The organism is Pantoea sp. Taur, assembly GCF_009830025.1.
Lineage (GTDB): Bacteria > Pseudomonadota > Gammaproteobacteria > Enterobacterales > Enterobacteriaceae > Pantoea > Pantoea communis.
In genome coordinates, this window is the sequence record NZ_SZZZ01000002.1 from 61,318 (window position 1) to 74,819 (window position 13,502).

The 13,502-nt window shown below is 57.2% G+C and carries 11 protein-coding genes; 6 read left to right on the forward strand and 5 right to left on the reverse strand.

All coding sequences use genetic code 11. The annotated features are described in order from the left end of the window. Window positions 1-153: 153 nt before the first annotated feature. The 3 genes from FD744_RS02700 to FD744_RS02710 all read left to right on the forward strand — a co-directional run bounded on the left by FD744_RS02700 (window position 154) and on the right by FD744_RS02710 (window position 1,293). A complete protein-coding gene (locus FD744_RS02700) occupies window positions 154-501 on the forward strand; it encodes a helix-turn-helix domain-containing protein (protein WP_034827340.1) in 348 nt (115 codons plus the stop codon). 88 nt (window positions 502-589) lie between these two features. Then, complete coding sequence (locus tag FD744_RS02705) at window positions 590-1,024, forward strand: ribonuclease domain-containing protein (protein ID WP_160867226.1); 435 nt, start codon at window positions 590-592, stop codon at window positions 1,022-1,024. A gap of 2 nt (window positions 1,025-1,026) precedes the next feature. Continuing rightward, window positions 1,027-1,293, forward strand: a complete 267-nt coding sequence (locus tag FD744_RS02710) for a barstar family protein (RefSeq protein ID WP_038647177.1) — start codon at window positions 1,027-1,029, stop codon at window positions 1,291-1,293. Here the strand turns inward: FD744_RS02710 and FD744_RS02715 are convergent, their stop codons facing one another. From FD744_RS02715 to FD744_RS02730, 4 genes are all read right to left on the reverse strand, one after another. Beyond that, complete coding sequence (locus FD744_RS02715) at window positions 1,294-3,666, reverse strand: virulence factor SrfC family protein (protein WP_160867227.1); 2,373 nt, start codon at window positions 3,664-3,666, stop codon at window positions 1,294-1,296. Then, window positions 3,663-6,635 (reverse strand): virulence factor SrfB, encoded by a 2,973-nt coding sequence (locus tag FD744_RS02720; RefSeq protein ID WP_160867228.1) that lies wholly within the window; start codon window positions 6,633-6,635, stop codon window positions 3,663-3,665. Before FD744_RS02720 ends, FD744_RS02715 begins: the two co-directional genes overlap by 4 nt. Window positions 6,636-6,637: 2 nt before the next feature. Next, window positions 6,638-7,981, reverse strand: a complete 1,344-nt coding sequence (locus tag FD744_RS02725; protein ID WP_160867229.1) for an SrfA family protein — start codon at window positions 7,979-7,981, stop codon at window positions 6,638-6,640. 153 nt (window positions 7,982-8,134) lie between these two features. Beyond that, complete coding sequence (locus FD744_RS02730; protein ID WP_160867230.1) at window positions 8,135-9,313, reverse strand: benzoate/H(+) symporter BenE family transporter; 1,179 nt, start codon at window positions 9,311-9,313, stop codon at window positions 8,135-8,137. A 97-nt stretch (window positions 9,314-9,410) separates the two neighbouring features. Between FD744_RS02730 and FD744_RS02735 the strand changes: the two genes are divergently transcribed. The 3 genes from FD744_RS02735 (at window position 9,411) to FD744_RS02745 (ending at window position 11,042) form a co-directional block, all read left to right on the forward strand. Then, window positions 9,411-9,956, forward strand: coding sequence for a helix-turn-helix domain-containing protein (locus tag FD744_RS02735; RefSeq protein ID WP_160867231.1), 546 nt, complete (start codon window positions 9,411-9,413; stop codon window positions 9,954-9,956). Between the two features lie 88 nt (window positions 9,957-10,044). Further along, on the forward strand, window positions 10,045-10,470 hold the full coding sequence (locus tag FD744_RS02740) for a MarR family winged helix-turn-helix transcriptional regulator (RefSeq protein ID WP_160867232.1): 426 nt from the start codon (window positions 10,045-10,047) through the stop codon (window positions 10,468-10,470). Between the two features lie 17 nt (window positions 10,471-10,487). Continuing rightward, on the forward strand, window positions 10,488-11,042 hold the full coding sequence (locus tag FD744_RS02745) for an isochorismatase family protein (RefSeq protein WP_160867233.1): 555 nt from the start codon (window positions 10,488-10,490) through the stop codon (window positions 11,040-11,042). A 110-nt stretch (window positions 11,043-11,152) separates the two neighbouring features. Here the strand turns inward: FD744_RS02745 and pqqU are convergent, their stop codons facing one another. Then, window positions 11,153-13,276: a TonB-dependent receptor PqqU gene (gene pqqU / locus FD744_RS02750; protein WP_202403381.1), complete on the reverse strand. Its 2,124-nt coding sequence runs from the start codon at window positions 13,274-13,276 to the stop codon at window positions 11,153-11,155. Window positions 13,277-13,502: the final 226 nt, after the last annotated feature.

Consider the following 13,502-nt stretch of genomic DNA (forward strand, 5'->3'; position numbering starts at 1 on the left):
TGATCAATTCGTTTCAGCGGGGGAAAGCCCCTACGGCGAGTGCGGCATTTAATGCAATAATAAAACTTGCATTAAATGTCATAGTCAGTCACCCTTAAAGTGTAATTGCAACTGATACTGATACTGTTCGTTAAGGCGACGGGAGAAAATGGGATGATGAGCGACGCATTTATTCACGATCTGATCGACTGGATTGATAACAACATTGAAGCACGTCTGGATCTGGACACCGTAGCAGGGCGCGCCGGTTATTCGAAATGGCACCTGCAGCGTATGTTCAAAGAGCACACCGGCTACCCGCTGGGTGAGTACATTCGTAATAAGAAACTGAAAAAATCGGCGGACCGTTTAACGACCACCAACGAACCGATCCTTAATGTGGCGATTTCACTGGGGTTTGATTCGCAGCAGTCGTTTAATCGCAGCTTCAAACGTCAGTATGGCGTGGCGCCAGGCGCATGGCGTCGACATGCCGTGCCAGCCGCGAGTGCGATGCAGTAACACCTCCGCCAGGGCCAGCCATGCTGGCCCGCGTTCTTCTTCACGATAATCCTGCTATTATCGGCGTCCTGCACTTCGGGATGTCACTATGTCAAAGAAACTCTGGATTGGACTTATTCTCGCGCTGGCCGCTACCTGGGCCGGGCTTAAGCCGCATTTAACCGGTAAAACCGCTGCACAGGGCACAGATATTGCCAAACTCACCGATGCCCACACGGTGGCGCAGTGGTTACAGCAAAATCATCAGTTGCCGGATCTTTATCTCACCAAAAGTGAAGCACGCCGTCAGGGCTGGAACCCCAGCAAAGGCGACTTGTGCACGGTGTTGCCGGGCCGCGCCATTGGTGGCGATCGTTTTAGCAATCGTGAACAGCGCCTGCCAATGCAAGCGGGGCGGCAATGGTATGAGGCCGATGTGAATTACGATTGCGGCCACCGCGACGCCGATCGTCTGCTTTACTCTTCAGATGGGCTGATCTTTCTGACCACCGATCACTATCGCAGCTTCAAACAGGTGAACTAACCATGTTGACGCTCTCTTTTGATTTCCAGCAATTGGCCAGCCGGCAGGCGTTCTACCGTGAGTTTGTGGCGCAAAGCGGCTGCAGCGGGGAGTTTGGCTGCAATCTGGATGCACTGTGGGATTGGCTGACGGGCGGGATTGCGCTGCCGGCTGAACTGCATTTACATCATATTGCACAGGCGAGCGAGGCGGAGTTTGCACCGGTGTTGGCGCTGATGGAAGAGGCGGCGCAGCAGCTGCGAGGCGAGCTGCGCCTGATTCATGACTGATTACGCGTGCAGCGGCAACAGTAGTATCGCCAGCATCTGACGGGCATTGGCGGGCAGATCGCTGCCGCCGGTATAGCCGTTGTTTTCCACGATCACCGAATTTAATCCCACCAGCCAGTCATAGATATAATAGGCGGTATGATTGGCGGGTGCGGCTGACAAACGTGTTAAACGTTGACCTGGCGAGAAGCTCACGCTCGGCGCAGGCGGTCGGGCGAAGATGGTTTGTCCGCGATTAACGCGACTCTCAGGCCGCTCGCTCTCCGGACGCTGCAGGAAGCCGAGCCAGGCGACAAAATCACCCAACACCGTCATCGCGCGCGAGACCTGACGATCGGTCCGCGCTTCATGCGCGCTGGCCTGCGCATCCGGTTCGTTAAGCGCGCTTTGCAGCTTACTTAATACCTTCAGGCGGAAGCTGGCGGTAATCAGCTCTTCTACCAGCAATTCCATGGTCGGCTTATCCACGTTCAGCAGCGTCAGCAAACTCCGGCTTTCCGGCAACTGTCGCAGATGTTCAAGCCACAGCGCAAACACCTGCTGCGGGAATTGCTGATCGCGCTGGCCGCTGCTGTTACGCGGTTCCGCAGGGGCCACCGGTTCATCTTTAAACAGGTCAAACTCAAAGCCAATACCAAAATAGCTCTGCTCAGCCGCAGCGGTTTTCGCGCTGTGCTGCACGACAGTGCTGCTGCTCTGGCTCAGCCACAGCTGACGCACCGCTTCGCGCGAAGGCTGCAAGCGCTCCAGCAGTTCGCCGTGCAGGCCAGTGCGATGTTGCAAGCATTTCAGCAAGGTATCGGAAATCGCCTGCTTACGTGCTGCCTGTTCTGGCGTAGCGGTAGATTCAGTCCATGGCTGCAAACGTTCTACCAGCTTCTGCTGCAAGGTGCTTAACTGCTGGGCCAGACGATCACGACGTGCTTCTGGCTGCATTTCGTCCTGCAGCCAGCTGCCCATGCGATCGACACCGGCACGATCGAGTGCCAGCATGGAACCCCAGCTTTGCCCTGGTTGTCCAATCTGACGCTGCACGGCTTCATCAACATTAATCTGCTGCTGCTGATAGCGCGCATCGTGCGGGGTAATCGCCCAAATCAGGCGTGGCTTTTCACCGCTGGCCGCTACGGTTTGATGGATATGCCATTCGCGCAGTGCGTTAACCGCAATGTCGGTATCCTGACGCTGGCTGGCGGCGGTACAGATCAGCATAAGGTCGATGCCCTGACGCGCGGCATACAGTCCCGGCAGCATTGCGCGTTTCTGCTCCAGCAGCGCCGCCCGCAGAGGATCGCGTTTGCGCAGCTGGGCTAAATCTTCTTGCTGACCCACGTCGGCAGGCTGACCGGGCGCTGGCAGCTCCAGCATATCGGCTTCGTCATACAGCGCCTGACGTGGCGTTGAATTCAGCGGAACGGTGATTTCCAGCGTCAGCAACGCCAGCAGGCCCAGCGGCACCTGCTGCGGTTTAGCGACACGATTGGCGACAATCGGGCAGACTTCAATCATTTCCTGCCAGTCGGCATCGTTGCTGATCAGTTTTTCCGCAGGCAGCGAGGCGTCATCGGTTAACAGGCTCAGCGGTGCCAGCAGGCGCGGTGCCTGGCGCAGCTGATGACGCAGGTGCATCAGATTACGCAGCTGTTCGTTGAGTGCCACCTGATTAGGCCACAGCAGCGCAAACAGCTGAATGCGGTCATCGACGTTTAACCACGGAGCAAGTTCCACCGCCTGTGGCCAGAAGTGACGATCGAGTACCTCGGCGTGACGATGCTGGCGGCGGCTCCACGCCCACAATGTAATCAACGCATCGCTGTCGAGGCCCGGCTGCGGCTCGTCCTGACGATGGCGCTGTAAACGCTGCAGCGCAGCATCGATCACTGCACTGTCTGGCTGAGCTTCAGTTTTGGCACAGGCCAGCACCAGACGAATCAGCTCCACGTCATTGAGCAGCGTCATCTCCAGTGGCCAGGCGCTGGACTGGGTTTCACGCTGGTGGCTGAAGCGGGTGGCAATGGCAAAATCGAGATTGCCGGGATTGATGTTCTGGAAATGGTTCACAATTCTATCGCCCAGACGCGCCATCAGTTGGCCCTGCGCATCGCCCACCATTTCACTCAACAGCCAGGCTTTGCCCGCCTGTGACTGGCCAAACATCGCCAGCGTCACCGGACGTGCCAGTTGACGCGCCAGCGCATGACTTTCCACGCGCGCGCGGCGCAGTTGCAGCCGCAGCGTATCCGCTTCCAGTGCCAGACGCGGTGCCTGCGCCTGATGGGTTTCAATCCAGTTCAGTGCGCCGTCCAGCGTCTCCTGCATTAGGCTCAGACGTTTGGCGGGCGTAACAGAGGTGGCTCTCTTGGCAGTTCTCATCGTTTGCAGACGCTCCCGCTGTCAATCCAATACTGCGCGTTGGCATTGCCGGTCGCAGACAGCGTATTCAGTTTCAGACTCAGTTGTTCAAGCGGCACGCGAGTGCCGTCATCCATGCGGGCATCGCTCAGCACCAGACGCTCCGGACCAAAGTTGTCCGGCCCCGGCTGTACCGCCAGCTTGATACGCAGGATGCTTTCGCCGGCGACTTTACGTGCCAGATGCGGATCGGTGATGCTCAGACTGTACAGCGGTGAAGCTGGCCAGCGGTCATTATCCAGCTGACGGAAACCGAGGCAGACGTTGCCGCGAATGCGGAAGCTGCTTTTACGATCCAGTGCAAAATCCCCTTTGTCGAGGTCGATCTCGCTGTAACACAGGTTGTCATCGCTCAGCGTGGCCGTTTCATCCAGCACGCCGAGATAGCGAATGGTGGAGTAAGGCTCGAAATCACCCGCACGGAACCAGAAGCTGCTGAGACGCAGATCGAGCGCCAGCAGGCACAGCATCGCGCCGACGGCAGCAGTGGATTTCGGGTTATCAATGCGGCCTTGTTTGTTGAACGGATACCAGTCGCTGGTGTGATAGCCTTCCAGCGACAAAATACGGCTGCCCGGCAGCGGCTGCAGATGGCGTACCAGTGCCTGAATGCCGGGGAAGCGCGAAGGACGGCCGGTTAACAGCAGTACATCGCACTGATACAGCGACACCACTTCGCACATGGCACGCAGGGCCGGGATGATCGCCATACGATGCTGCAGGAACTCACCGTGCAGCTGCGCCATGCTGACCACCAAAGGCACATCCAGCAGATCGAAGCGGTTGTCGCCGCCCAGCGTGCGCTGAATCTCACCGTTAACAAACGCCAGCACGCTGCTGGCCGGTTTTTGTGGCACCAGCTCACCGAACAGCGCATTGATTTCGCTGTGGCTGTCGAGCGGATCCCAATTTTCGTAGCGTTCCAGCACGGCCTGCGCCAGCGGGATGAACAGCTGCAGGGTGACTTGCTGACGCAGCGTGGCTTGCCCATCCATACGGCTGTCGTGACCGAACAGCTTGTTCATCAGCGGTTCGGCCAGCGTCAGTCCAGCCTTCTGCAGACTTTGTTGCAGTGCAGGCAGAATCCAAAGCTGAATCACATCCAGCAGAATATCGTCGCCTGCGACTTTAAAGCCTTCACGGAACAGCAGGCGCGGGGTGATTTTGACGTTGTTGCCCTGGCCATCGTCCAGGCGATATTGGGTGATGGCCAGATCGGTGGTGCCGCCGCCAATATCGATAGAAGCGATGCGCAGGCTTTTGCCCGGTACTTCGTCGACTTCACGTGGACGATCCGGACGCGCCATGCTGCTGAAGAAATCTTCCGCACGCCCGGCAAAGTTCACCTGGGTTTCATTGAACAGCCACACCATTTGTCCGCAGGTGGCTTCATCCCATTCCATCTGCACATCCGGCACCGGGCGCAGGCTTTTCGCCTGACTCTGCACGCTGAAATCTTCCTCAGCCGGATGCCAGCCTTCGGCTTTCCACACCAGCGCGATGGCTTCCTGCATGCGACGACGGAAAATCTCGCGTTCCGGTTTCGGCATCGCGGAAGGCAGCGTGAGGATCACATGACGCAGCTGGCGCGGAGCCTGGCTCTGCGGCATGCGCTGACGCTGTGCCACGCTGTTCATCTGCATCATCGCCTGAGCCAGCAGCTCACACAGTATAAAGGTCATCAGCGAACTGCGGCTGTAGCTGGCCGAGAACACCGGCAGGCGATCGTCTTCCGCCAGCGCGTGCAGCGGCTGGCCTTCGTCATTCAGCAACAGGGTGAAAGGCAGCGCAGTTGCCTGTGGCTCATCACTGCTGCCATGGGCGTTAAAGCGCCAGCCTGGCTGATAACGTGCTTCATCCCACAGATAGCGGCGCGGGCTGGAGAGACCGGTGCTGCCTTCTGTGCCCGCGCGCAGCAGTGCAAGACGGCTGGCTTCACGGCCAACGCGCGTCAGCGATGGCCACATAAAGGCATTTTCGCGGCCGCTTTCCAGCGAGAAGTTTGCTTTACCAAAGCGGGTTTCTGCGAATTCGAGACGGCTGTCAAACAGCTCGTTGTAGACCTGATGTGGCTCAGAAAGGTCGCGCAGTTGAAGTTCGTAAGTCTGGCGCAGACCGTTGCTTTCTTCAGCGTGGTCTTCCACCAGAATGCCGCAGGTGTGCGAGTTGCCAACGTCGAGGATGATATCGACATTCACCGCCGGGGTTTGCAGCGAGGTGGCCTGAATGTAGATCTCGGCCAGATCCAACTGCTCACCCAGCAGCTCCAGCAGGTTGAGATAGTGTGCCTGATACTCAAACTCACGCAGCGCCTGATTCAGCTCCTGCTCGCGGCGAGATTCCAGCGCGTTGACCTGCTGAGTAAAGGTTTCACGCAGCCAGCCATCCACCCAGGTGTGGTCCAGAAACTCACCCAGTTCATAGTTGTGCCAGGCAAGGGCGAAACTCACGCCGTTTTGCGCATCGGCTTTGCTCAGACCGTGCTGTTCGCCGCCGTCCTGTTCCGGCACGATACGGGTGTCAAACGCCAGCGTAATGCGATGGGTGTTACCTGCGGCATCGGGCTGTGCCAGCGGTGCCAGGTGCAGGCGTGCCCAGTTATCCGGCCCGCCGATAAAACGGCGGCCGCTGGTGCAGCGCAGTACCGGCAGCGGCAGCCATTGATGCGCCAGCAGCGTTAACGAATCTGCCAGTGCAATGTCCGACTCGGGACGTACCACCTCTGCTGCACCGCCATCTTCGGGATAGAGCAAAAATTTGCCGCTGTTACCGTCCACGTTCAGTCGCAGCAGCGGACCGTTAGCGGTTTGACGAACGAACTGGCGGCGCGCCTGCAAGGCGGGCAGACGTAAGCCAAAATCGAGAAACTGCACACCGCTATCTTCAATCAGCGTGATTTTTTGTTTGTCATCGATGAGGGGAGCCAACATGTTTACTTACTCTCACGCTTAATCGTCAACGGGAAGACCTGATCTGCGCCGTACTGCGCAGTACAACTGGCAATGCCATCACCGGCTTTACACACCAGTTCCGGCATGCGGTAGCGCGATTTGTCGCTGCAGGTCGCAGTATAGCGGCTGCGTACCACCATGGTGCCGTCCACCGTCATCGCGGCAGTGACATCGGCTTTACAACGGATGTTGTCGCCTTGCGTAATGGTGGCGATGCCTTTGCCGTTGCGCAGCTGATAGCGCAGGCTCGGTGGCTTACCGGTTGGCAGGTTAGTCTGTCGTAATATCACGCGCCAGGTGCCGTTGATAAACTTCACGGAACCAATACGCGCATCTTCGGTGGTCATCACCAGATCGTCGGCCTTGGCCGGTTCGGTGTGTTCAGCAATCACCTCAGGCGGCGCAGGGGGCGCGGCAGGCACAGGCGCAGCGGTGACCGTGGCGGTTTTTTGCGGCAGCGTGGCGGCCAGTTTCTCAGCTTTCGCGACCACTGGCGGTGGCGTGAAAACGGGAGCCGGTGCATCGGCAACCTGAGCTGGCGGTGTGGCTTCAGGCGCTGAGCTGTGCAGCCAGAACGCTACGCCAGCCGCAACCACGGCGGCAACCGGCAGCAGCAATGCCAATGGACGCAATGCGGAAGGGCGGCGAACAGGCGGCTGTTCAACTTTAGGCTCAGGCTCAGGTGCGGGTTGTGGCGCTTCGGGTTCAGGCTGGGCGATCTCAACGGGCTCTTCCACCACGGGTGCAGCCAAAACGGCAGGCACTTCAATCAAAGGCGCAATAACCGGTGCCACGATAACCGCAGCCGGTGGTTCTGGCAGCAACGGCGGTAAATCCTCCTCCAGACTGTCGCGCAGGCAGGCCAGTGCGTCATCGCGTGAGCGCGCCTGCGGATCGACAAAGCCCCAGAAGGTGATGACGGGTTTGCCGTCGACCAGATAAACGTACTGCTGATCCGGGAACTGCAGCGTCTTGCTCAGTAGGGCACCAAATAGGCGCATCGCCGGATTCTCCGCGTCACGCGCGCGTAGACTTGCAGCCAGTAAATCCTGCTGATTGAGCGTCAGGAGTTCCAGCGCTTTTTGCCGCTCATGATCGCTGGCACCGCGCCAGGATTTTACTTTGCCGTTAAAGGGCGCATACCAGTCGAGGCGGTCCCCACGTTCGTTGGCCTGGGGAATGGCGAGGCAGTTTGCCAGCGCCGTCTGGCGGCGCAAACGCAGTGTTTCACGGATTTGCAGGGCAGAAGCCCAGACCGGCTGGCCGTTTTCACCCAGTGCCAGTACCGAATCCAGATTGCCGCTGCGCAGAAAAGTTTTTGCCACTCGTAGGGCCCTTATCGGTGGTTGCCTGAAGCAAAACAGTGTGTGTATTTGGCGATGCTGGTGATCTTAAGCCAAATGCAGGGGAATCAAACGGCTGATAAAGGGGGAAAAACAGGGTGTTTTTCCCGCGTGTAACAGTGGATTGCTGAAATTTTAAGCGCGCGAGCGGTGGCTAAGCACCAGATGGGTGATCATGCCGCCGATCAATCCCCAGAAGGCTGAACCAATGCCGAGCAGGGATATGCCACTGGCGGTGATCAGAAAAGCGATGATGGCGCTGTCACGGTGATCGGGTTCAACGAGTGCGCGTTGCAGACTGCCGGAGAGGGTAGCCAGTAGCGCCAGCCCGGCCAGCGTGGCGATCAGCACCTGCGGCAAGGCACTCAACAGAATGGCAATCAGCGCGCCGGTAAAGCCGGTCAGCAGATAGAAAATGCCGGCAATGGCTGAGGCCATCCAGCGTCGTTTCGGATCGGCATCCACATCCTCTCCCATGCAAATGGCAGCCGTAATGGCCGCTATGCACACCGAAAAGCCGCCAAACGGAGACAAGACCAGCGCAATAAAGCCGGTCCAGCCAGTAAGAGCGGAAACCGGCGGTTGGTAGCCATGTGCCTGTAGGGTCGCAATGCCCGGTGCATTTTGTGAAGCCATGGTGACGAGGAAATAGGGTAAACCCACCCCAATCAGTGATGCCAGCGTAAACTGAGGCATGATAAATTCCGGCACGCTCAGCGTCAGCGCATGCGGCGGGAAGTGAATCGTCTGCTGACCCACCGCCACCAGCACGCCAGCGATCAGCGCCAGAATGATGGCATAGCGCGGCAACCAGCGTCGGCTTAATAGCCACACCAGACACATACTGCCGCACAGCGCAAAGTTGCCTTGTAAACCGGTAAAGGTGCCGATCCCGAAGCGCAGCAAAATCCCCGCCAGCATTGCCGCGGCCAAAGATTGCGGAATGTGGTTCATTAAGCGGGCAAACAGTCCGGTCACGCCACTCAGTACGATCAGCGCATTGGTCGCCACAAAAACGCCGACCACTTCATTTAAGGTCAGGCCCTGCACGCTGGTGGCCAACAGTGCCGCCCCCGGCGTCGACCAGGCGGCCAGAATGGGCATGCGTGTCCACACCGAAAGACCGAAAGAGGCGAGACCCATGCCAATGCCGAGCATCGAAAGCCATCCGCCGATCTGTTCCGGCGAGGCGCCTGCAGCCTGAGCGGCCTGAAAAATCAATGCGGCAGTGCTGCTGTATCCCACCAGCACCGCAATAAAGCCGGAAACCAGCATAGGGAAAGAGAAAGCGTTGCGCGAAGTGGCGGTGATCATCGATTTGCATCCTGCTGTGCGTTATAACGCACACTATTGCACGAGTGTGTTATAACGCACAAGTGCTACACTGCGCGCGAATTTGCCAGGAGATAGCATGGAAAATCTGCATCAACATTTGAGCCAGGCGTTAAAACAATTGCGCCAGGCGAACGGCTGGAGCCTGACACTGGCAGCGGATCGCACCGGTGTCAGCAAAGCGATGTTGGGCCAAATCGAACGCGGTGAATCCAGCCCGACGGTGGCGACATTGTGGAAAATCGCTACCGGGTTCAATGTGCCTTTCTCGTTTTTTGTTCAGGGTAGCGATCAACCGCCGGGTATCGCCGCGACTTTTAGCCAACCCAATGCGCTAATGCAGGTGAAGCCGCTGCTGCCATATGATGCCGCGTTGCGTTTTGATCTGCTGGAAGTCACGCTTGCTGGCGGTGCACAAAGCGACTCTTCCGCACACGAAAGTGGCGTGATTGAGCAGGTGGTGGTGCTGGAAGGTGAGCTGCTGCTGTGCGTGGAGGGAACCTGGCGTCGTCTGCTAAGCGGCGAAGCGCACCAGTTTGCGGCGGATGTCGCGCACAGTTACCGCAATCCCCTTAGCACACCTCTGCGTTTTCACAGTTTGATTCATTACATCAAGCGGCCCTGAGTGCCAATTACAAATTGATACGAAGGTAAACTACACAGTTTGCCTTCGTATTTATATACTCGCGCTTCATCAGTAAGGAGAAGGTGCCATGAGCGACCTGAATAGCGCGGCTGCGACTCTACGCAGCGTGAATGGCAAACTGGCGCGACGTCTGCGCGAATCGGCCCCACCGGGCGATCTCACCTGGCCACAGGTTTCTGTGTTGGGTTATCTGGTGCGCGATGGCGCGATGACGGTAACCGAACTGGCCGGGTTAGAAGGCGTGCGCAGTCAGTCGATGGGTGCAACCGTTGCCAGTTTGCAAGAGCAAAGGTTAGTGAAAGGCGAAGCCGATCCGCTGGACGGCCGTAAAACCCGCTATCTGCCGACTGAAAGCTGCCTGAGGCTGATCGCCGCGAATCGTGCACAACGTGATGACTGGCTACTCCAGAGCATGGCAACCACGCTTAATAGTGCGGAGCAGAAAATTTTAATGGCCGCTATTCCCTTACTGCAACGTATTGCCGACCAATAATCCTGAGAGGAATTCCCATGGCTTTAACAACCTTAGACGCAAAAACCGCCCTGATTGTGATTGACCTGCAGCACGGTATTGTCCGCCTTCCTGTTGCGCCTTTGTCAGCCGATGTCGTGGTTGAGCGTTGTGCACAACTGGTTGAGGCGTTTCATGGCAAAAACCTGCCGGTGGTGAAAGTGAATGTCGCTGGTGGCGCACCAGGCCGTAACGAGCAGGCGCGCCACAGTGGCGAACTGCCAGCCGACTGGGCTGTGCTGGTGCCAGAAATGGCGCTGAAAGCCGATGAGATTGCCGTAACTAAGAAGACCTGGGGTGGTTTCCACAACACGGATTTGCATGAGCAGCTGCAGCAGCGTGGCATTACTCAGGTGGTAATCTGTGGTATCGCCACCAGCATTGGCGTGGAATCCACCGCGCGTCAGGCCTACGAATTAGGTTACAACGTCACGCTAGCAACGGATGCGATGACTTGCCTGAACGCCGATACTCATCAAAACAGCGTCGAGCGCATCTTCCCGCGTCTGGGCGAAACCGGCTCAACCACCGACGTGCTGGCTCTGCTGAAGTAAAACGACTGGTCAGGCATGCTCATGCACTGCATGCGCATTGTCGAAACGGCATAAAAAAAGCCCTGCAATCCGAATAAGGTTGCAGGGCTTTTTGTCAGACACGATGTCAGTTACTGAAACGCATAACTTACCGTCAGACCAACACTGTAGTTGCGCCCTGGCGCCGGTTCGTAATAGCGACCGTTGCTTTCATTGACGATCACTGAACCCACATAGGTGCGGTCAAACAGGTTATCCACGCGACCAAACAAGTCCAGCGTCCAGTTCTGTACCAGCCACTTGTAGCCCGAGTTCAGGCCAAACACGGTATAGGACGGTGCTTTGACATCATTTTCATCGTCAGCGGCAATGTCGCTCATGTAGCGCACATCACCGCCGGCATACCAGCCTTGATCCGGCGCATAGGCTAACCCGGCATAGGCCATATTGCGTGCGATGCCTGGGATACGGTTGCCGTCACAGCTTTCAGTGCCGCAGGCGTTAGAGCGATAGCGCGCATCCAGCAGAGTCCACGCCGCTTTCAGGTGCCAGTCATAGCCAAACTCCTGATCCAGACCCAACTCCAGTCCGCGACGACGGGTTTCACCGGCATTTTTATAACTGGTGCGGCCTTCATAGCTGCTGTCAGAGACGATTTCGTTTTTGGTATCGGTCTGGAACACGGCGGCGGTAATTAAACCGTTACCGATACGCTTTTTAGTGCCCAACTCAACCGTATCGCTGGTCGCCGGCTTCAGATTGAGGTTCAGGCCAGACTGATCGGCTGAGCGATAAGACAACTCATTTAGCGTAGGCGTTTCAAAGCCACGGCCCGCAGACACATAGGCATTCCAGCTATTATCAATCGCATATTTCAGTGAGGCGGCTGGCAGCCAGCGGTGATAACGGCGATTACCGCTGTCATCGGGATCGCTGGAAGTGACGTAATAATCGTTAGAGTCGAAATTCACCGTACTTAAACGCACACCAGCATCCAGTGACCACTTATCGGTAAATTGCCACGCCGTTTGCAGATAAGGATCGAGGTTCCACATCAGATTGCGTTCATTGCGGCGCATATCGCCCTGCACGCCGTAATCTGTCACGCCATTGCTGGTAGTGAAGTTCTGATAGCCTTTACGCTTCTCGGTCATGGTTTCATAGTCGAGACCAGCGGTTAGCGTCACGGGAAGGGTGAACACGGTATCGCGATGTGTCCAGCGCGTATCAATCCCCTGATAGTGGCGTGCCAGCGAGATCACGCCGCCGGGATAGCCTGCTTTCAGCTGGGTCGCCATTGGGATCGATTGAAACTGTGTGGTTTCACGCTCACCGGCGTACATCATCACGCTGAGATCGTCATTCTCGCTCATCTGGCGCTGATAGTGCAGCCCAGCCTGCGTTTGGTCGACGGTTTTGCGCGCGTTGTAAAGCGTCACGTTACTGGCAACCTGACGCGGATTATCTTTCCATTGCGCCTCGGTCAAACCGCCGGGATCCTGCGCATCCACGTGAACGCTGTTAAACAGTAGCGTCAGGGTGCTGACATCATCAATGCGCACACCGAGTTTGGCGTTACCGAGGTTTTTCTCTGCCGAGCTGTGATCGCGATAGCCATGGGTGGTAAAGCGCGAGGCCGACACGGTGTAATTCACGTCACCGGCGTGCGTGCCATCACCGGTCGCACCGCTGGCTTTGACGCTGTTGCGCCAACTGCCGTAGCTACCGTACCAGGTGCTGGCTTCCAGCGTGGTGGGTTGCTGACCGGTTTGGGTTTCGACATTAATGACACCGCCCGACGAGTTGCCGTACAGGGCTGAGAAGGGGCCGCGCAGTACTTCAACGTGATCAATCGAACCAATGTCGATATTTGAGGTTTGTCCCTGACCATCAGGCATCGTGGCGGGAATACCGTCGACATACAGGCGGATACCGCGCAGGCCAAAGGTTGATCGCGAGCCAAATCCGCGCACGGAAATTTGTAAATCCTGCGCATAATTTTGACGGTTCTGAATCTGCATGCCCGGCACGCTGGCGAGGTTTTCCGAGAGGTTGACGCGTGGTGCTGCATGACGCATATCCTCGCCAGACACCACACTCACCGCCGCGGGCGTATCCAGCTCTGACAAACCGGTGCCCGCGGGCGCGGCACTGACCACCATGATATTGCTGGCATTATCCGCCGCCATCAATTGCAAAGGGAATAATGCAGGCAGCATCAGCAACGGTGCCTGTCGCAGTAAAGCAATTTTCATTATGAAAGACCGTATAAAAGACGTGGAATGAACCAAATGGAACATTAATCGCGCATATGTTAATAGTTTTGCCGATAAATGGTATTACATTTTCACGCATTGTATTAAATAAATGCTGTTATTAGCGTTTTATACCTCAGGCAGGGAGAGGGCTGTGACGTTTGCTGCGTAAAGGCCGTTGACTCATGGCTATTTTGTTGGCAATGGGCTGAACAGGGACAACGCA

Bases quoted from the DNA above. Each gene is read 5' to 3' on its own strand.
- FD744_RS02700 (WP_034827340.1), top strand. From the start codon at position 154: ATGATGAGCGACGCATTTATTCACGATCTGATCGACTGGATTGATAAC.
- FD744_RS02705 (WP_160867226.1), top strand. From the start codon at position 590: ATGTCAAAGAAACTCTGGATTGGACTTATTCTCGCGCTGGCCGCTACC.
- FD744_RS02710 (WP_038647177.1), top strand. From the start codon at position 1,027: ATGTTGACGCTCTCTTTTGATTTCCAGCAATTGGCCAGCCGGCAGGCG.
- FD744_RS02715 (WP_160867227.1), bottom strand. From the start codon at position 3,666: ATGAGAACTGCCAAGAGAGCCACCTCTGTTACGCCCGCCAAACGTCTG.
- FD744_RS02720 (WP_160867228.1), bottom strand. From the start codon at position 6,635: ATGTTGGCTCCCCTCATCGATGACAAACAAAAAATCACGCTGATTGAA.
- FD744_RS02730 (WP_160867230.1), bottom strand. From the start codon at position 9,313: ATGATCACCGCCACTTCGCGCAACGCTTTCTCTTTCCCTATGCTGGTT.
- FD744_RS02735 (WP_160867231.1), top strand. From the start codon at position 9,411: ATGGAAAATCTGCATCAACATTTGAGCCAGGCGTTAAAACAATTGCGC.
- FD744_RS02740 (WP_160867232.1), top strand. From the start codon at position 10,045: ATGAGCGACCTGAATAGCGCGGCTGCGACTCTACGCAGCGTGAATGGC.
- FD744_RS02745 (WP_160867233.1), top strand. From the start codon at position 10,488: ATGGCTTTAACAACCTTAGACGCAAAAACCGCCCTGATTGTGATTGAC.
- pqqU (WP_202403381.1), bottom strand. From the start codon at position 13,276: ATGAAAATTGCTTTACTGCGACAGGCACCGTTGCTGATGCTGCCTGCA.